Origin of the sequence: Pseudarthrobacter quantipunctorum, from assembly GCF_045291495.1 — a bacterium.
Classification (GTDB): domain Bacteria; phylum Actinomycetota; class Actinomycetes; order Actinomycetales; family Micrococcaceae; genus Arthrobacter; species Arthrobacter quantipunctorum.
In genome coordinates this window covers 1,969,328-1,987,690 of record NZ_CP148033.1, presented here as the reverse complement: position 1 = coordinate 1,987,690, position 18,363 = coordinate 1,969,328, and the positions used below count along the sequence as shown (strand labels likewise).

At 65.0% G+C, this 18,363-nt stretch carries 19 protein-coding genes; 14 read left to right on the top strand and 5 right to left on the bottom strand.

Annotated elements, in window-relative coordinates:
* Positions 1-47 precede the first annotated feature (47 nt).
* The 13 genes from WHH00_RS09210 to WHH00_RS09150 all read left to right on the top strand — a co-directional run bounded on the left by WHH00_RS09210 (position 48) and on the right by WHH00_RS09150 (position 13,916).
* A complete protein-coding gene (locus WHH00_RS09210) occupies positions 48-251 on the top strand; it encodes a ubiquitin-like protein Pup (RefSeq protein ID WP_015937113.1) in 204 nt (67 codons plus the stop codon).
* Between the two features lie 81 nt (positions 252-332).
* Positions 333-1,154 (top strand): proteasome subunit beta, encoded by an 822-nt coding sequence (gene prcB / locus WHH00_RS09205; RefSeq protein WP_231454326.1) that lies wholly within the window; start codon positions 333-335, stop codon positions 1,152-1,154.
* Position 1,155: 1 nt separating this feature from the next.
* Positions 1,156-1,866, top strand: coding sequence for a proteasome subunit alpha (prcA, locus tag WHH00_RS09200; RefSeq protein WP_406638216.1), 711 nt, complete (start codon positions 1,156-1,158; stop codon positions 1,864-1,866).
* A gap of 13 nt (positions 1,867-1,879) precedes the next feature.
* A complete protein-coding gene (pafA, locus tag WHH00_RS09195; RefSeq protein ID WP_406638214.1) occupies positions 1,880-3,244 on the top strand; it encodes a Pup--protein ligase in 1,365 nt (454 codons plus the stop codon).
* A gap of 111 nt (positions 3,245-3,355) precedes the next feature.
* The gene (locus tag WHH00_RS09190; RefSeq protein ID WP_406638540.1) at positions 3,356-4,318 is read left to right on the top strand and encodes an FKBP-type peptidyl-prolyl cis-trans isomerase; all 963 of its coding nucleotides are present in this window, start codon (positions 3,356-3,358) and stop codon (positions 4,316-4,318) included.
* Between the two features lie 108 nt (positions 4,319-4,426).
* Positions 4,427-4,822, top strand: coding sequence for an FKBP-type peptidyl-prolyl cis-trans isomerase (locus tag WHH00_RS09185; RefSeq protein ID WP_066275847.1), 396 nt, complete (start codon positions 4,427-4,429; stop codon positions 4,820-4,822).
* A 111-nt stretch (positions 4,823-4,933) separates the two neighbouring features.
* The gene (locus WHH00_RS09180) at positions 4,934-6,913 is read left to right on the top strand and encodes a helix-turn-helix transcriptional regulator (protein WP_406638212.1); all 1,980 of its coding nucleotides are present in this window, start codon (positions 4,934-4,936) and stop codon (positions 6,911-6,913) included.
* A 10-nt stretch (positions 6,914-6,923) separates the two neighbouring features.
* Positions 6,924-7,268 carry a hypothetical protein gene (locus WHH00_RS09175; protein WP_406638210.1) on the top strand — a complete coding sequence of 115 codons (345 nt, stop codon included), beginning with the start codon at positions 6,924-6,926 and terminating at the stop codon, positions 7,266-7,268.
* 32 nt (positions 7,269-7,300) lie between these two features.
* A complete protein-coding gene (tatA, locus tag WHH00_RS09170) occupies positions 7,301-7,573 on the top strand; it encodes a Sec-independent protein translocase subunit TatA (RefSeq protein WP_231454320.1) in 273 nt (90 codons plus the stop codon).
* A gap of 48 nt (positions 7,574-7,621) precedes the next feature.
* Positions 7,622-8,416 carry a twin-arginine translocase subunit TatC gene (tatC, locus tag WHH00_RS09165; RefSeq protein WP_350003287.1) on the top strand — a complete coding sequence of 265 codons (795 nt, stop codon included), beginning with the start codon at positions 7,622-7,624 and terminating at the stop codon, positions 8,414-8,416.
* A 20-nt stretch (positions 8,417-8,436) separates the two neighbouring features.
* Entirely contained in the window at positions 8,437-11,370 is a 2,934-nt protein-coding gene (locus WHH00_RS09160) for a DEAD/DEAH box helicase (RefSeq protein WP_406638208.1), read from the top strand.
* 52 nt (positions 11,371-11,422) lie between these two features.
* Positions 11,423-13,078: an amidohydrolase gene (locus WHH00_RS09155; protein ID WP_406638206.1), complete on the top strand. Its 1,656-nt coding sequence runs from the start codon at positions 11,423-11,425 to the stop codon at positions 13,076-13,078.
* Between the two features lie 94 nt (positions 13,079-13,172).
* A complete protein-coding gene (locus WHH00_RS09150; protein WP_406638204.1) occupies positions 13,173-13,916 on the top strand; it encodes a polyprenol monophosphomannose synthase in 744 nt (247 codons plus the stop codon).
* A 113-nt stretch (positions 13,917-14,029) separates the two neighbouring features.
* Here the strand turns inward: WHH00_RS09150 and WHH00_RS09145 are convergent, their stop codons facing one another.
* The 5 genes from WHH00_RS09145 to WHH00_RS09125 all read right to left on the bottom strand — a co-directional run bounded on the left by WHH00_RS09145 (position 14,030) and on the right by WHH00_RS09125 (position 17,874).
* Positions 14,030-14,377 carry an RNA polymerase-binding protein RbpA gene (locus tag WHH00_RS09145; protein ID WP_013600997.1) on the bottom strand — a complete coding sequence of 116 codons (348 nt, stop codon included), beginning with the start codon at positions 14,375-14,377 and terminating at the stop codon, positions 14,030-14,032.
* A 284-nt stretch (positions 14,378-14,661) separates the two neighbouring features.
* A complete protein-coding gene (locus WHH00_RS09140; RefSeq protein ID WP_406638202.1) occupies positions 14,662-15,603 on the bottom strand; it encodes an SPFH domain-containing protein in 942 nt (313 codons plus the stop codon).
* A 33-nt stretch (positions 15,604-15,636) separates the two neighbouring features.
* The gene (locus tag WHH00_RS09135) at positions 15,637-16,101 is read right to left on the bottom strand and encodes an NfeD family protein (RefSeq protein ID WP_231454314.1); all 465 of its coding nucleotides are present in this window, start codon (positions 16,099-16,101) and stop codon (positions 15,637-15,639) included.
* 123 nt (positions 16,102-16,224) lie between these two features.
* Positions 16,225-17,109, bottom strand: coding sequence for a putative RNA methyltransferase (locus WHH00_RS09130; RefSeq protein WP_406638200.1), 885 nt, complete (start codon positions 17,107-17,109; stop codon positions 16,225-16,227).
* Positions 17,110-17,199: 90 nt separating this feature from the next.
* Positions 17,200-17,874 carry a peptide deformylase gene (locus tag WHH00_RS09125; protein WP_406638198.1) on the bottom strand — a complete coding sequence of 225 codons (675 nt, stop codon included), beginning with the start codon at positions 17,872-17,874 and terminating at the stop codon, positions 17,200-17,202.
* Between the two features lie 60 nt (positions 17,875-17,934).
* Here WHH00_RS09125 and WHH00_RS09120 point away from each other — a divergent pair, with 60 nt between their 5' ends.
* On the top strand, positions 17,935-18,357 hold the full coding sequence (locus tag WHH00_RS09120; protein WP_406638196.1) for a nuclear transport factor 2 family protein: 423 nt from the start codon (positions 17,935-17,937) through the stop codon (positions 18,355-18,357).
* Positions 18,358-18,363 lie beyond the last annotated feature (6 nt).

The following is an 18,363-nucleotide window of genomic DNA, read 5'->3' as shown; positions in this document are numbered from 1 at the left end:
ATCGGAGGATCCGCCGGATCCGATGACGGATATAAGGAGGGGTAACAATGGCAGGCCAGGAGCAGCAGCAGCCGCAATCGCGCGACAGCCAGGTCGATGAGGACATTCCCGAGGCGCCGCCCGCGCCGCCGGAGGCACAGGCATCCGCATCGACTGAAGGCGTCGACGACCTTCTCGACGAGATCGACGGCGTCCTCGAATCCAATGCTGAAGAATTCGTCCGGGCGTTCGTCCAAAAGGGCGGTCAGTAACCCGGATTCGGAGGCTGGCGGAAGCCGCGGAAGGCCCGAATCTGTACCGACGTTGAAGGACCACGTTCAAGGAGTGCATGAGTGCAGGAATCAACCGCCAACCAGGTAGCCGCCAACGCCACCTCATCATTTACCGAGCACCTGCAACGGGACCGGCCGGAACTCCTTCCGTATAACCGGTCCCTCCAGGCAGGCGCGCCGGCGGCTGCCCCCCTGCAGGTTCCCCATGCCACCACCATTGTCGCCATGAGTTACGACGGCGGTGTGCTGATGGCGGGGGACAGGCGCGCCACCATGGGCAACGTCATTGCCAGTAGGCACATCGAAAAAGTCTTCCCCGCGGACCGCTACTCCGTCCTGGGGATCGCCGGAACGGCCGGAATCGCCATCGACCTGACCAGGTTGTTCCAGGTGGAACTTGAGCACTACGAAAAAATCGAGGGCACGCTCCTCAGCCTTGAAGGCAAGGCCAACAGGCTGGGCGCCATGATCCGGGGCAATCTTCCCCTCGCGATGCAGGGACTCGCCGTTGTGCCCCTCTTTGCCGGGTTCGACACCAGCGCCGGCGTCGGCAGGCTTTTCTCCTACGACGTCACCGGGGGCCGGTATGAGGAACGTGAACACCACACCGTGGGATCCGGTTCCGTCTTTGCCCGCGGTGCCCTGAAAAAGCTCTGGCGGCCCAACCTCACGGCGGCCGAAGCCGTCGCCGTCGCCGTCGAATCGCTTTACGACGCAGCCGACGACGATTCGGCCACCGGCGGTCCCGACACCGTGCGGCAGCTGTGGCCCGTCATCTACACCGTGGACAGTTCGGGCGCGCGCCGCGTGCCTGACAACGAACTTGCCGCGGCGTCCCGGAACGTGATCGAGGCACGGACCATCGCCGGACGGGAGGCCTGAGATGACACAGCAGTTCTATGTTTCACCCGAACAGCTGATGAAGGACCGCGCGGATTTTGCCCGTAAAGGCATCGCCCGGGGCAGGTCCGTCGTCGTCATCAGCTGCCAGGACGGAATCGCACTCGTCGCCGAGAACCCTTCTCCGTCCCTGCATAAGATCGGCGAGATCTACGACAAAATCGCTTTCGCCGCCGTCGGAAAATACAACGAATTCGAAAGCCTCCGCCAGGCCGGTGTCCGCTACGCCGACGTGCGCGGCTACTCCTACGACCGCGAGGACGTCACAGCCAGGGGACTGGCAAGCGTCTACGCGCAGAGCCTTGGAGCGGTGTTCACCGCCGAACAAAAACCGTTCGAGGTGGAGCTTGCCGTGGCCGAGGTCGGCGCCACCCAGGCGGAAGACCACCTTTACCGGCTGACCTTTGACGGCTCCATTGCCGACGAACACTCGTTCGTTGTGATGGGCGGCCAGGCGGACAAAGTCTCCTCCGTTATTGGAGAAGGCTGGCGCAGCTCACTGAACTTCGCTGACGCCGTACGCCTTGCAATGACCGGCCTGATCCCGCCCGGAGAGCCGGAAGAACAGGCAAAAGCACTTCCGGCAGGGGCGCTGGAAGTCGCAGTCCTGGACCGGCAATCGGAAACCACCCGCGGGTCCAGGCGCGCCTTCCGCCGGCTCAACGACGCGGACATCACTGCACTGCTGGCCTAGGAGGACAGGACAGATGGACAAGAGAATCTTCGGCATCGAAACCGAATTCGGGATCTCATACTCGAGCCCGGATTCGAGGCCCCTTGCCCCCGAGGAAGTGGCCCGCTACCTTTTCCGCAAGGTGGTCAGCTGGGGGCGTTCGTCCAACGTGTTCCTGACCAACGGCTCCAGGCTGTACCTCGACGTGGGATCCCACCCGGAGTATGCCACGGCCGAATGCGACGACCTGGCGCAGCTCATTGCCCACGACAGGGCCGGAGAGCTGATCCTGGACGACCTCGTGGACGAGGCGCAGGCCCGGCTCGCGGCCGAAGGCTTTAACGGAACGGTGTACCTTTTCAAGAACAACACCGACTCTGCGGGGAATTCCTACGGCAGCCACGAGAACTACCTCATTCCGCGCCGCGGCGAGTTCTCCCGGCTCGCCGAGATCCTGATCCCGTTCCTGGTTACCCGCCAGCTGATCGCCGGCGCCGGAAAGATCCTCAAAACACCCCACGGCGCAACCTACGCCTTCTCCCAGCGGGCGGACCACATCTGGGAGGGTGTCTCCTCCGCGACAACCAGGTCCCGTCCCATCATCAACACACGCGACGAGCCGCACGCTGATGCCGAGTTCTACCGCCGCCTCCATGTCATTGTGGGGGACTCGAACATGTCCGAAGCCTCGGCCCTCATGAAGATCGGCACCGTGGACCTCGTCCTGCGCATGATCGAGGCTGGAGTGATCATGCGGGACATGCGGATGGAAAACCCCATCCGCAGCATTCGCGAAATCTCCCATGACCTCAGCGGCCGGGCATTGGTCCGGCTGGCCAACGGACGCCAGCTCACCGCTCTCGAAATCCAGCAGGAATACCTGACCAAAGTCACGGCATTCGTCAAGGAGCACGGCCCGCACAACCCGCACGTCCCGGTCATCCTCGACCTGTGGGAGCGGACGTTGAAGGCCATCGAAAGCGGCGACTTCCGCGGGATCGACACCGAAATTGACTGGGCCATCAAGAAAAAGCTCATGGACAAGTACCGTGAACGCCACGGCCTGGGGCTGGATGCCCCGCGGATAGCCCAGTTGGACCTCACCTACCATGACATCTCCCGAAGCCGCGGCCTCTACTACCTGCTTCAGTCACGCGGTGCGGTGCGGCGGATCGTGGACGACACCGTCATCAAGGACGCAGTGGATGTCCCGCCGCAGACCACACGGGCCAAGCTCCGGGGAGACTTCGTGCGCCGTGCCCAGGAGCTGGGACGGGACTACACCGTTGACTGGGTGCACCTGAAGCTGAACGACAGGGCTCACCAGACCATCCTGTGCAAGGACCCCTTCCGCAGCGTCGACGAGCGCGTGGACGCCCTCCTCGACTCTATGGGCTGACACCCAGCTTCAGGGGCTATTCTGGATAGGGCCCTTTAGAGGGACCCCGCGATGCCCGCCGCTGCCATGCGGAACATCGCAGCCACCCTGCCCCGACGAAAGTTTTCTTACGTGCGCCGACTACTAGCAATCCTTCTTCCCGGTCTGCTGTTGCTGACCGCCTGCGGCGGCTCAACCGCAGAGCCGGAGCCCACCAGCGTATCCGCCGGCGAGACTGCCAAGTTCGACTCCCTCAAACTGACCGACAACGGGGACAAAAAAGCCCCCGGCGTGGAATTCACCAAGCCGCTGGAAGTGGCAGAGCCCACCATCAAGGTCATCACCGAGGGCAACGGTGAGGCGGTGAAGGCAAACCAGGTCGCCAATATCTCCATTCTGGCGCTCAACGGCACTGACGGCAGTACCCTTGAGGACACCTTTCCCGGCGAGCCCGAGCCCCTTGAACTCAACGACGAACTGAAGACCAGCAGCGAGGTTATCTACAACGCCTTTGTTGGCGCCAAGGTAGGTTCCAGCCTGGCCCTGGCCGTCCCCGGGCAGCAGAGTGCACCGGCCCCGAGCCCCTCGGACGGAGCCAGCCCCGGCCCGTCCGCCGCGGCGGAGCCCACCCAGTTGTTGATCATCAAGGTCCTGTCCGCCGAGGACGTGGCGCCCGTACTGGAAAAGCCTGAGGGCGAGACTGTCACCCCGCCGGCAGGACTGCCTACCGTGTCCGAAAAGGACGGGGTCCCCGAGATCAACGTTGAGGGTGTGGCTGCTCCCACGGCCCTCGTATCGCAGGACCTCATCAAGGGCAACGGCGCCACGGTGAAGGAAACTGATACCCTCACCGTGAACTACGTGGGCGTCACCCTTGAGGGCGGCACCAAGTTCGACTCAAGCTTTGACCGTGGCGAGCCTGCAAGCTTCCCGCTCACCGGCGTCATTAAAGGCTGGACACAGGGCCTTGCCGGAAAGACGGTCGGCTCCCGCGTCCTGCTGGTCATCCCGAAGGACCTTGCCTACGGCGATGAAGGACAGGGCGAGGCCAAGGGAGACCTGGTGTTCGTAGTGGACATCCTCGGGGCGAAGTAGCAACACTTACAGTCACAGCAGCACAGGTTACGGCAACGCCGCGGCTGGCCCGCGGCTGCAGGAACCAGCAGCACAAAGAAAAGCAGCACTGACATCTAAGGAGCAACCATGTCATTTGGTCAGCGTGAATTCGACCGCCAGAAGCCCGAGATCGACTTCCCGGAGGGCGACGTCCCCACCGAGCTGGTCATCACCGACCTCATTGAGGGTGACGGACGCGAAGCCAAGGCCGGCGACACCGTGTCCACCCACTACGTGGGCGTCGCCTGGTCCACCGGCGAGGAGTTCGACGCCTCCTGGGGCCGCGGAGCTCCGCTGGACTTCCGTGTGGGCGTGGGCCAGGTCATCCAGGGCTGGGACCAGGGCCTGCTGGGCATGAAGGTGGGCGGCCGCCGCCGCCTGGAGATCCCGTCGGAGCTGGCCTACGGCTCCCGCGGCGCCGGCGGAGCGATCGCTCCGAACGAAGCCCTGATCTTCGTGGTGGACCTGGTGGGAGTCCGCTAAGCAAGGATTACCGGCCTCCGCTACCGCCAGGGCGCGGCAGTACCAGGACGCAATGTCCTGGTGCTGCCGCGCTTTCTGCGTTCCGCCCCGGACTTTAGTAACGTAACCAGAGTGCCCGTATCCCGTACTGAACGTCTCCTCAACCTGCTGATCGCACTCCTGAACACCCGGTATGGGTTGCGCCGCAGTGAGCTGCGCGAGAAGGTCTACCACGATTCTTCCGGCAACGACGTCGCCTTTGGGAGGATGTTCGAGCGGGACAAGAATGACCTGCGCCAGTTCGGTTTTGAGGTGGAAACCCTCACGGACATGGGGTGGAGCGAGGACGACCCCGCCACCACCCGCTACCGCATCGGCAAGGAATCCAACCGCCTTCCCGATGTCCAGCTGGGGCCGGACGAATGGACTGTCCTCCTCCTGGCCTCCCAGCTGTGGGAGCGGGCTGCCCTTGGCAATGCAGCCCAGAGCGCACTCCGGAAACTCCAGGCGTCAGCGCATCTCACGGACGCCGCCCTGCCCGCCGGCGTCCAGCCACGCATTAAGCCGGCAGGACAGGCCTTCGACGACCTTGTCGCCGCCATGCACTCGCGGCACCCCGTCACCTTCATGTACCTTGCGGGCAGCACAGGCAATGAGGAGCTGCGGACCGTGGAGCCGTGGGGCCTGGGGAGCCGGTTTGGCCAGTGGTACCTGGTAGGCCACGACCGTGTCCGGGAAGCGCCACGGCACTTCCGTCTTTCCCGCATTACCAGTGCCGTCACAACCCTGGACAAGGAACTGTATACGCCGCCGGCCGGCTTCAACGTCCGCCGGGAATTGGACCGCCTCCCCGAACTGCCGCTGCGCACCGCCGTCGTGGACGTCCGCGAAGGGCGCCTCCTGGCACTGCGGCGGCGGAGCTCCGGGGAAGGCAGTATGGCCGGCCGGCCGGCGGCCGGCTATGAGCGATTGTCCGTGCAGTACCGGGACCCCGAGGCGCTTGCTGAAGAGCTCGCCTCCTACGGACCGGATGCTCTGGCGGTAGAGCCTCCTGAACTGGTCTCTGCGGTCCTGCGCAGGCTGCGCGCGGCTGCGGTGTTCAGTTCCGAACCTGAACCCGCCTACACCCTCGGCGCTGCCCGGGCCGCTGCCGTCCGCAAGCGCACGTCCGAGGACCAGCTCAAGCGAATGCTGCAGCTGGTGCCCTTCCTGGTGCACAACCAGGGCCTGCACATCCAGGACGTGGCAGACCGGTTCGGGATCACCAGGAAGGAGCTGGAGGACGATCTGCAGATCCTGATCTGCTCCGGCCTGCCGGAGGGATACCCGGACGACCTCCTGGACATCCACTGGGACGACGACCATGTCTACATCACCCAGGACCTGGACCTGACCAAACCGGTCCGCTTCACTGTGGAGGAAGCCTGCGCCCTGCTGGCCGGGCTGGAGACGCTGAACGGGCTGCCGGAAGTGGCTGAAGGCGGAGCACTGGAATCGGTGACCATGAAGCTGCTGGCGGCCGCTGGTGAAGAAGGCCTCCGGGCAGCTTCCCTGGCCGGTCCGGAAGTGGCCCCGGCTGACGCCGCCACACACGCCACCGTCCGGCAGGCCATCGAATCCCGCTCCCAGCTTCACCTTCGGTACCTCTCGCCCCAGCGGGACACCATTACGGAACGCAACGTGGATCCGCTCCGCCTCTTTTCGCTGGACGACACCTGGTACTTCGAGGCGTACTGCCACCTAGTGCGCGGCTTCCGCAACTTCCGCCTGGACCGGGTCCAGGCGGTTCGCCTGAGCGGCGCTCCTGTCTCGGACGGCATCACGCCTGCGGAGGGGGTTCCAGCCAGGCTTTTCACCGCGAACGACGACGACACCACCGTCACCGTCCAGCTCACCCGGCAGGGGAGGGGGCTTGCAGACGACTACTACGCGGAACGCAGCGCAGAACTTCCCGACGGCGGGCTGGTGGCCGAGATCCGGTTCGGCAATACGGACTGGCTGCCGATGTTCGTGGCCCAGCACGGCGGTTCTGCCAGGATCCTGGCACCGGTTGAGCTGGCGGAGGCATCCCGCAGCTGGTTGGCGGCAGCCCTGGCCAGGTACGGCGGCTAGACTTTTCAGCATGCCTTGGTGGTCCTGGATCCTGATATGGGTGGCGCTCGTTGCGCTCTCACTGCTCTTCTATGTCCTGTTGGGCATTCGCCTGTTCCGCCGGTTCATGGCGACCGTCAAGGATCTGGGGGCAGCCGGTGAGAAGCTGGGGCACCTGGGCCCCATGGATACGCCGAATGATTCAAACCCGGCGGCGCCCCCGCAAGGCGCGGCGGTTTTTGCCTCGCCCACGCTCATGCGACATGATTACGAGGCATCCAAGTCGTCCCGACGGGAAATGCGCCGCCTGCGGCGCGTGCAGCGCAAGAAAGACCGGGGCCAGCCGCAGGCGCTCGGCGATCTCGACTTTACTTAGAAGTAAAATGTACTTAGACGAAAGGATTTCCCGTGGGAAGACTCTTTGATGGCCCCTGGCCCATCGTAATTATCATCGTTGTTGCTTTGCTTCTCTTTGCCGCTCCGAAACTTCCGGCCATGGCACGCAGCCTTGGCCAGTCCATGCGGATCATCAAGTCCGAGGTCAAGGAAATGAAGAACGACGGCAAGCCCGACACCACCGACGCCTCAGGCCCGGTGGAAGGAACCATCGTTAATCACCCCAAGGCGAAGCCCGGCGAGCCGACCGACGGCACTGACGTTCCGCCGTCGAACCGCGCCTGACCCCCAGTGGCACTGTCGCGGGCCCGTAAAGCCAACCCCGAGGGGCGGATGGCTCTTTGGGACCACCTCAAAGAGCTGAAGAACCGGCTGATCAAGTCGGCCATCGGCGTCGTCATTGGCGGCATCGGAGGATGGATACTTTACGATCCGCTGCTGAAAGCCCTGGCCGATCCGGTCAACCGCATCTCCCAGCAGACGGGCGGGCTTTCGGCAATCAACTTTGGCACCATCGCCTCTCCCTTCGACTTCAAGCTGCAGATGTCGCTGCTGATTGGCGTGGTGATTTCCAGCCCGATCTGGATCTACCAGCTGTGGGCTTTCATCACACCGGGGCTGACCTCCAAGGAGCGCCGGTACACGCTGGGGTACATGGCTGCCGCTGTCCCGCTGTTCCTTGCCGGCATCTGGGCGGGCTGGCTTGTGGTCCCGCAAGTGGTCCGGGCCCTCACCCAGTTCACCCCGGACGGTTCGTCCAGCGTCATTGACGCGCGCACGTACATTGAGTTCGTCACCCGGATGGTCCTGGTGCTGGGTATCGCCTTCCTGGTGCCGGTGGTGCTGGTGGGCATCAACATGGCCGGAGTCATTTCCGGGCAGACCATCCTCAAGGCCTGGCGCATCACCGTGTTCCTGGTGTTTGTCCTTGCCGCCATTGCCGCTCCCGGCGCGGACGCCATTTCGATGTTCATGCTCGCGGGGCCGCTTCTGGTGCTGTTCTTTGCCGCAATCGGTGTTTGCCTGATGAACGACAAGCGCCGGGCGCGCCGTGAGGCCAAGCGGGCAGCCGAAACAGAGGCAACAGCAGACATCGCCACCCCGGGCAGTGAGCTGAAGAACCTCTAGCCGCCCGTTAGGCTTGGGGTATGTCCTCCAACACCGGGCCTTCTTCCTCTGGACCGTTCACTCCCGGACCCCCTGACTTCGAAGAGCTTTCACCCGCCGAGCGGTACCAGGCCAGCGCCAAACGCCAGGCCGAGGCAGCGACGTACCTCGGAGCCTTCATCCGCACGCTGGACTTCGAGCTCGACGACTTCCAGCGGCAGTCGTGCCTATCCTTGCAGGAGGGCAGGGGAGTGCTGGTGGCGGCGCCTACTGGAGCCGGGAAGACCATTGTTGGTGAATTCGCCATCTACCTGGCGCTGGAGCGCGGCCTCAAGGCGTTCTACACCACGCCCATCAAGGCCCTCAGCAACCAGAAATTTACCGAGCTTTCCGAGAAGTACGGCGCCCGGAACGTCGGCCTGCTCACTGGCGACACGAGCATCAACGGCGACGCGCCCGTCGTCGTGATGACCACGGAAGTGCTGCGGAACATGCTGTACGCGGACTCCGCAACCCTCGATGACCTGGGCTATGTGGTGATGGACGAGGTCCACTACCTTGCCGACCGGTTCCGCGGCGCTGTCTGGGAGGAAGTCATCATCCACCTGCCGAGCGAGGTGCAGGTGGTCTCGCTCAGCGCCACGGTCTCCAACGCCGAGGAGTTCGGTGCGTGGCTGGACACTGTCCGGGGCGACACCGACATCATTGTCTCCGAGCACCGGCCGGTACCCCTCTGGCAGCACGTGATGGTGGGGCGCCAGATTATGGAACTGTTCGCCGGGGAAACCACTTTCGACGAGATCGCCCCGCCGGTGGACGGGGACGGAACGCAGCCGGTCCCGTCCGCGGACAGCACCAAGGGGCGTGGCTTCGACGTAAATCCGGACCTCCTCAAGGTGGCGCGCAGCGAAATCCAGCAGAGTTTCCGCAGCCGCCAGGGAGGACCTGGCGGACGCGGCCAGCGCGGAAGGCGCGGCAACGACCGGCCGGGCCGGGGCGGCGACGAACGCGGTGTCCGTCCGGCCAGCCGGCCACAGGTCATCGCAAGCCTTGACCGCATGGACCTGCTGCCTGCCATCACCTTCATCTTTTCCAGGGCAGGCTGTGACGCTGCGGTGGCGCAGTGCGTGGGGTCCGGACTGTGGCTCACCACCGAGAAGGAACAGCGCATCATTACCCAGCGCGTTGACGAGGCCGGGCAGGACATTCCCCCGGATGACCTGGACGTCCTGGGCTTCTGGACCTGGCGTGACGGCCTGATCCGGGGCTTTGCGGCGCACCACGCCGGCATGCTTCCCACGTTCAAGGAAGTGGTGGAGAAACTTTTCGCCGACGGCCTGGTCAAGGCGGTTTTTGCGACGGAAACACTGGCACTGGGCGTCAATATGCCAGCCCGCTCCGTGGTGCTGGAAAAGCTGGACAAGTTCAACGGCGAAGCCCACGTGGACATCACTGCCGGCGAGTACACCCAGCTGACCGGCCGTGCCGGCCGCCGCGGCATCGACGTGGAGGGCCACGCGGTGGTGCTGTGGCAGCCCGGAACGGATCCGACGGCGGTGGCCGGCCTTGCGTCCCGGCGCACCTACCCCCTGAACTCGAGTTTCCGGCCCACCTACAACATGAGCATCAACCTGCTGGCACAGTTCGGCCGGGCAAGGGCCCGCGAAATCCTGGAGTCCTCCTTTGCCCAGTTCCAGGCTGACCGTTCCGTTGTGGGTCTGGCCAGGCAGGTGCGCAGCCGGGAGGAGTCGCTGGCCGGGTACGCCAAGTCAATGACCTGTCATCTGGGAGACTTCACCGAGTACGCACGGCTGCGCAGGGAACTGTCCGACGCCGAAAACGCCGGCTCCCGCACCAAGTCGCGCGTCCGGAAATCACTGAATGACGATTCCCTGGCGCGCCTGCTGCCGGGGGACGTGGTGGATGTTCCCGGCGGCAGGGCACCCGGCCCGGCAATCGTGCTGAGCTCGGACCACACCAGCCGGGAACCCCGGCCCGCCGTCCTGACGCTGGACAACCAGCTGCGCAGGATCGGGACCGACGACCTGGAGGGACCCATCTCTCCGCTGACGCGCATCCGCATTCCCAAGTCCTTCAACGCCAAAGTTCCCAAGTCCCGCCGGGACCTGGCGTCCTCGGCACGGAATGCCCTGCGCGAAAACCGGCCGCCTGCCCCGGGCAACAACCGCAACAACGACTTTGGCCTCGCAACCGCCCTGCCGAACCAGGAAAAACGCATTGCCGAGCTCCGCCGCGCCCTGCGGGCCCACCCGTGCCACGGCTGCAGCGAACGCGAAGACCATGCCCGCTGGTCCGAACGCTGGTGGAAGCTGCGCCGCGAAACCGACGGGCTGGTCCGGCAGATCCAGGGCAGGACCAACACCATCGCCAAGACCTTCGACCGCGTCTGTGACGTCCTTTCCACCTACGGGTACCTCGAACAGACAGCGGACGGGCGGCTCTCCATCAGCCCCGACGGCCAGCGGCTCCGGCGGATCTACGGGGAAAAGGACCTGCTCATCTCCCAGTCTCTGCGACTGGGAGCGTTCGATGACCTGGACGCCGCCGAGATCGCGGCCCTCGCGAGCGTGCTGGTGTACCAGGCGAAACGCGAGGACCGGGGGCTGAGGCCGCGGATGCCCAGCATCTCCCTTGAGACGTCGGTGGATATCGTCGTCCGTGAATGGTCCGCCCTTGAGGATGTGGAAGAGGACAAGAAGCTTCCCCTGACCGGCGAACCTGAACTCGGGCTTGTCTGGCCTGTGTACAAGTGGGCCAAGGGCCGCCACCTGCAGGACGTCCTCAGCGGTACGGATCTGGCCGCGGGCGACTTCGTCCGCTGGGTCAAGCAAGTTGTCGACCTGCTGGACCAGCTCGCCAAAATCCCCGGCCTGGATCCCCGCCTGGCAAGGCTCTGCGCCGAAGCCATCTCGCTGATCCGCCGCGGTGTCGTGGCCTATTCCTCCGTCCTCTGATCACCCGTGCCGGCTGACCGCCGGCACCCCCAACGCCAGGAGCATTTCCCGTATGTCCCAGCCTGAACAGCTGCCCGCCCCGCGTGCAAAAACGGTCCTTTACCGGAACGGATCCGTGTACACGGCCGCCGACCCCTTTGCCACGGCAATGGTGGTGGATGGGGGCACAGTGGCGTGGGTGGGATCCGAGCAGGCTGCCACCTCCATCGCGGACAGCTCCATGGAAATCATCGATCTCCGCGGAGCCCTCGTTGCTCCAGGCTTCATGGACTCCCACATCCACCTGACGGAGACGGGGATTGCGCTGGACTCCCTTCAGCTGGGCGGAGTCCGGTCAGCCAGGGAGCTGCTGGACGCCGTGGCCGCAGTTCCCGGTGACGGCCCGGTCCTGGGCCACGGCTGGGACGAGACCACCTGGCCGGACAGCAGCCTCCCCACCGAAGGTGAACTTGAGCGTGCGGCAGCGGGACGTGCGGTGTACCTGTCCCGGGTGGACGTGCACTCCGCACTGATCTCCAGATCACTGGCCCATGCTGCCGGTGTCCGGCAGCTGGACGGGTTCGACGGCGGCGCCAGAGTCCGCCGCGCCGCGCATACGGCCGCCCGGCAGGCAACCCGGCGCCTCCCGCAAGAAGCATTGAAGCGTCACCAGGCCAGGGCACTGTCCGAAGCGGCAGCCAACGGTTACGTGGCGGTGGCGGAAATGGGGGCACCGCATATTGGCGGTGCGGAGGACCTGCGGCTTGCAGGAGCCTGGAACAGCGGGGCGGATGGAAGCGCAGGGGTTCCTGAAGTCCTGCCCTACTGGGGGGAACTGGCGTCCTCGGAAGAGCATGCCCGCAGCCTCCTGGACCAGTTCGGCTTTGCCGTGCGTGGGCTCGCAGGCGACCTGAACATTGACGGCTCCGTTGGTTCCCGGACCGCTGCCCTGCGGACCGGGTACAGCGATGCCCCTGACGAGCAGGGCAGCCTCTACCTGAGCGTGGAAGAAGCCGCGGCACATCTCGCCGCCTGTTCGCTTGTGGGAGTGCAGGGCGGTTTCCACGTCATTGGCGACGCCGGCCTGGACACCGCGCTGGCGGCACTGGAACTGGCCGCCAGGGAAGTGGGGGAGCAGCGGGTGCGTGCAGCCGGACACCGTTTTGAACACGTGGAAATGGTTGATCCAGCGGCCATCGAGGTGTTGTCCCGGTATGCCGTGACGGTCAGCGCCCAGCCGGCGTTCGACGCCGCCTGGGGAAACCCGGGAGGTCTCTATGAGCGGCGCCTGGGGGAGCGGAGCCGGTCCATGAACCCGTTTGCTTCGCTCTACGCAGCCGGCGTGCCCGTATGTTTCGGCAGTGACAGCCCCGTGACGCCGCTGCGCCCCTGGTCCAGCGTCAGGGCGTGCCTGGAGCACCATAACGAAAGTGAACGGATTTCCGCCCGCGCGGCTTTCCTGGGCCACACCCGGGCGGGCTGGCGGGCAGCAAGGTACGCCGACCCCATGGCCGGCCAGCTCGTACCAGGCGCTCCCGCAAGCTTCGCTGTATGGGAAGTGGAGGAACTGATGGTCCAGGTTGCCGACGGCCGGGTCCAGTCCTGGAGCACCGACCCGCGGGCGCGCACGCCGCTGCTGCCTGCCCTGGATACCGGCACCGACCCCGTGTGCCTGCAGACGGTCCGCAACGGCGTCGAACTTTACGCAAGTCCGGCGCTGCGGTCCTGACCGGAGCGCGGCCGACCTATAATTGATAGTTGCGCCCTCCGCCGATCCGTTCGCAGCCGGGCGCACTGACCATTTCCCCCAGGAAAGGCCCCCTGTGCGCGTCCTCACCATCATTCCCACCTACAACGAACTGGAATCGCTGCCCAAGACCCTTCAGCGGCTTCGCACGGCAGTTCCGGCGTCGGATGTGCTGGTGGTGGATGACAACAGCCCTGACGGTACCGGGCAGCTCGCGGACGGCTTCGCCGCCGAGGATTCCCAGGTCCATGTCCTGCACCGGAAGGGCAAGGAAGGCCTCGGTGCGGCGTACATCGCCGGGTTCAGGTGGGGCCTGGACGCCGGTTACGACGTCCTCGTGGAAATGGACGCGGACGGTTCCCACCAGCCGGAGCAGCTTCCCCAGCTGCTGCAAGCTGTTGAGCAGGGCGCTGACCTTGCCATGGGTTCCCGCTGGGTTCCCGGCGGGAAGGTAGTTAACTGGCCGCTCTACCGCCAGGCCATTTCCCGGGTGGGAAGCACCTACGCCCGCCTGATGCTTGGGCTGAACATCAAGGACGTCACCGGCGGGTACCGTGCGTTCCGCAGGACAACGCTGGAAAAGCTCAACCTGGACCAGGTCGACTCCGTCGGCTACGGCTTCCAGGTGGACCTCGCCTTCCGCGTGGCCCGGATGGGGCTCCGCATCGAGGAACGTCCCATCACCTTTGTGGAGCGTGAGCTTGGAGCCTCAAAGATGAGCGGCAACATCGTGGTGGAAGCCATGATCAACGTCACCAAGTGGGGTCTGCAGGCCCGCTGGAACACGCTGACCCGCAAGAAGGCAGCCAGCCAGCCCTAGGCTGTACGCGCCGCCGCCAGCGCGGACCGCTGAAACAGCAAAAAGAGGAGCCGCCCCAGCACGAAAGTGCAGGGGCGGCTCCCTTTTGTTGTCAGAACGACAGGCCGGAGCCTTTATGCGGAGCGGCGCTCTCCGCGGCGTTCGCGCAGGATGGTCAGCCGGTCTTCGAGGATCTGCTCAAGCTCGGGGAGTGAGCGGCGTTCCAGGAGCATGTCCCAGTGGGTACGGACAGCTTTGTCGTTGCTGGTGTCCGGCCGTTCGCCATCAACGAGGAGCGCTTCCTTGCCGGTCTTGGAAACCCAGACAGGCGGGATTTCTGCCTCTGAGGAGAAGGTGACGAAGACCTGCTCGCCGTCCTCGCACCGGTACTCGACACGCTGGCGCGGAGCCGGCTCTACTCCGGACTCGGTCTCCATGCTCTGTGCACCAAGGCGCATGCCCCGCAGGCTGCGATCGCTCATGATTTCTCCCTCTGGTCGGTTCGCGGTGTACAACACCGCGCTAGCCGGTGGCGGCAAAGCGCCGCCGGACTACTCTGTGCTCTGTGCTGCATCTTATGATTCAACGCATCGCGAAGCTCTCTTGTTCCAGCGGATCTGCTCCGGCCGGACAAATACACAATTATGCCGGACAAATACACAATTATACCGTCAGCCCGCCGGAACAGCCAAAAGGAGGGACCCGCCGAAGCGGATCCCTCCCTCACAGCCGGCCAGGATGATGATTACGGGTGCTGCCGCTGTGCTTAGGGTTCGGACGGTTTCGCGCCGACTTCATCAAACAGCCCGCCGGCGGATTCCGGAGCGGTCCCGCCCAGGGCGCTGCCGATTCCCTTCAGTGCTTCGCCCACCTCACTGGGAATGATCCACAGCTTGTTGGAGGAGCCCTCCGCCAGTTTGGGCAGCGTCTGCAGGTACTGGTAGGCCAGGAGCTTCTGGTCCGGGTTGCCCTTGTGAATGGCGTCAAAGACTTTCTGGATGGCCTGCGCTTCGCCGTCGGCACGGAGGATGGCGGCTTTGGCGTCACCTTCAGCCGCAAGGATCGAGGCCTGGCGCTGGCCCTCAGCGGTCAGGATGGCCGACTGCTTGGTTCCTTCGGCAGTCAGGATGGCCGCGCGGCGGTCGCGCTCGGCGCGCATCTGCTTCTCCATTGAATCCTGGATGGAGTGGGGCGGATCGATGGCTTTGAGTTCCACACGCGAAACCCGGATTCCCCACCGGCCGGTGGCTTCGTCCAGGACACCGCGGAGCTGGCCGTTGATCTGGTCGCGGGAGGTCAGTGCCTCCTCCAGGTTCAGTCCGCCCACCACGTTGCGCAGGGTGGTGGTGGTCAGTTGCTCCACGGCCTGGATGTAGTTGGCGATTTCGTATGTTGCCGCCCGCGGATCAGTCACCTGGAAATAGACCACGGTGTCGATGGAGACCACCAGGTTGTCCTCGGTAATGACGGGCTGGGGCGGGAACGAAACCACCTGTTCACGAAGATCCAGCAGAGGCAACAGCCGGTCGACGAAAGGTATCAGGATAGTCAGTCCCGGGTTGAGTGTCCGTTGATACTTGCCCAGCCGCTCAACAACTCCTGCGCGGGCCTGCGGAATGATCCGGACCGCACGGACCAGAACGATTATCACAAACACGATCAGGACCACCAGCACTATGGCCAGTGCGGCTCCTCCTGCGTTATCCATACATCTCCTTTTTCCCCAAGTGTTCAGGCTGTATCAGGACTTGCCGTCGGCGTCCGATGCCGCCGAGACGACGGCGGTGGCGCCGTCTATCGCGGCTACGACTACTTTTTGTCCGGCGGGCAGGACCCCCGCCGCGGAGCGTGCACTCCAGATGTCCCCGCCGATTTTTACCAGGCCGCCGTCGGACGAGACGGACTCCATCACTACTGCCTGTTCGCCGATCAGGCGGTCGACGTTGGTCCGCTGCTCGGATGGCCCCTTTTTCAGGTGCGAGAGGGCCACGGGCCGGACAAACGCGATCATGAGAAGGGAGACGACGCAGAAAACCACGATCTGCAGCCAGGGGTCCGCACCGGCGAAGTCCGCCACCATGGCGGCGAGGGTACCTCCGCCGAGCATGATGAAAAAAAGGTCAAGGGTGATCATCTCGATCACTGCAAAAGCGAGGAAAGCCGATAGCCACAGTGCCCACCAGTTTTCGCCCAACCATTCAAACATCGTGCTCCCCCTTCGCTACGGGAAGGCCCATTTTGGCCCGCCAGTAACTGTCCTTACATCGTAGTGCTGGCGTCCGGCTTATGGGGGTTACTGCACTTTTGTGGGGGGATAGTGGCCAAGTCGTTACGCTGGCAGGGTTTCCGCGGGTTGGAAGACCATGAGCCGGAACCTTGCCTCGGACTCGATGATCCCGGGGTGGTCTTCAAGCCGGCCGGCGATGTCGCTCCGGTCGAGGTGGTGCCCCGCGGGTCCCATGAAGGCAAGGTTGGTTGCCTCCTCGTGGGTAAGCGCCAAGGGAAAGCCGATGTCGTGGGTTTCCGCAACCGTGAAATGGGGGGCCATCGCCCCGGTCAGCCGGCTCTCCTTGTCCTCTTCGATGTGGAGCATGCCCGTGATGCCGGCAAGCGAGCCGAGGTGTCCGGAGCGTGGTGTGACCACCACCAGGCGGCCTGTTGGCTTCAGGACGCGTGCGAACTCCGGCGCATTGCGCGGCGCGAAAATGACCGTGATGGCGTCTACCGACGTGCCGGCCAACGGCAGTGGCTGCCACACGTCCCAGGCCAGGTTCAGCGCTTCACTGTTGAGCCGGGCAGCGCGCCGCAGGGCGAACTTGGAGATGTCCATGCCCACGGCGGCTACAGTCCGGCCTTCTGCTGCCGCGTGATCCAGGATGCCCCGCAGGTAATGTCCGGTCCCGGTTCCGGAGTCCAGGACGACGGCGGAGTCCCTGGGCAGGCAGGAAACGACGGCGGCAGCGACAGCATCTGCGAGTGGCCGGTAGTGCCCGCTCCCCAGGAAGTTGAACCGGGCGTCCACCATCCCGGGGGTGTCAGCTTCGAAGGCGGTGCCCTTGCCCACGAGGAGGTTGTAGTAGCCCTGCCTGGCTGCATCGAAACTGTGCCCGGAACCGCAGGCAAGGCGCGCCGGGCCCGCGAGGTCCGGCCGCTCCCGCTCCAGCGGCCGGGAGCACACGGGACACAGCAGCGGGAGGTCCGCGGGGGAAGGCATAGGCACTATCTTAGGGCTGTCCGGCGGACTTCCCCGGTCGCCGGGAGCAGTGGCCCGGGGCTGCCCCGGCTCTGCGCTGCCGGTCCTGGATCAGGGGAGGAGGGCGGGGCCGTCGCCGAACCCGAGCCCCTCACGCGCTTTCTCTATTCCGGGCTCCGCCCACCTGGCGGCGTACTCGGCGTTGCTGCTGAGCGAGCGCAACTGGGCACGGTCCACGTAGAGCACGCCGTTCAGGTGGTCTGTCTCGTGCTGCACGATGCGGGCCTGCCAGCCTGCGAACTCCTTCTGCACGTGCGAGCCGTCCGGCACCTGGAATTCCAGCAGGACTTTTTCCGGCCGGGCAACCACTGCCTGCAGTCCGTTCAGGGAGAGGCAACCCTCGTAAAAGGACGCCAGCTCCGTGCCCACCGGGGTGTAGCGGGGGTTCAGGAGCGCCATGAATTCCAGGGGACGCCGCTTCCGCAGGGCAGCTGCCTCGGGGTCGACGTCGAACTGGTCCTCCACGACGGCGATCTGGAGGGGTATGCCCAGCTGCGGTGCTGCCAGCCCCACGCCCGGGGCCTCGTGCATGACCTGCCGCATGAGCGCGATGAGCAGGTCAAGCTGTTGGAGAGACAGCTGGCCGTCAAAGGCGGCGGCGCGCTGGCGCAGGGCGGGATGGCCGGCCTGCACGATGGGCGGCAGTGTGCCTGCTGACAGGATCCGCTCCACAGTTTCCCTGATCTGTTCGTCGCTGAGGGTGGTCTCCGGCGGATTCTGGCTCATGAGGAAAAGCCTACTGGCGGTGGGAGATCCGGCCCGCCTGCCTGGGCTAGTGTCTTTCCCATGGCTGAACACCCTTCCCCGAGTACCCCTGCCCTGGACTGCGTCCTGGGCTTCCTCCGCGTCCTGGAATCAGGTGGAGGGTCTGCTGGAATCCGGCCGTTCCTGGCGGAGGCCTTCGTGCTGGTCGAAGCGCCGCATCTGCTGGCGCCGGAAGGTTCCACCCGGACGCTGGCCGCTGTGCTTGCCGGTGCTGACCAGGGCACGGAGGTGGTGGCGGACCAGGCGTTCAGCATCAGGCGCACCACCTGTGAAGGCGGGAGGGTGGCCGTGGAGGCGGACTGGTCAGCAACAGTCCTGATGGATCTGCCCTACTGGGACAGGGGAGAGACCATCCGCGCCAGGACGTCATCGGTCTTCGAGGTCAGGGACGGCAGAATCGTGAGCCAGGACAGCTACGACTGCTACTTCCGGAGTGGTTCCTGACCGGCA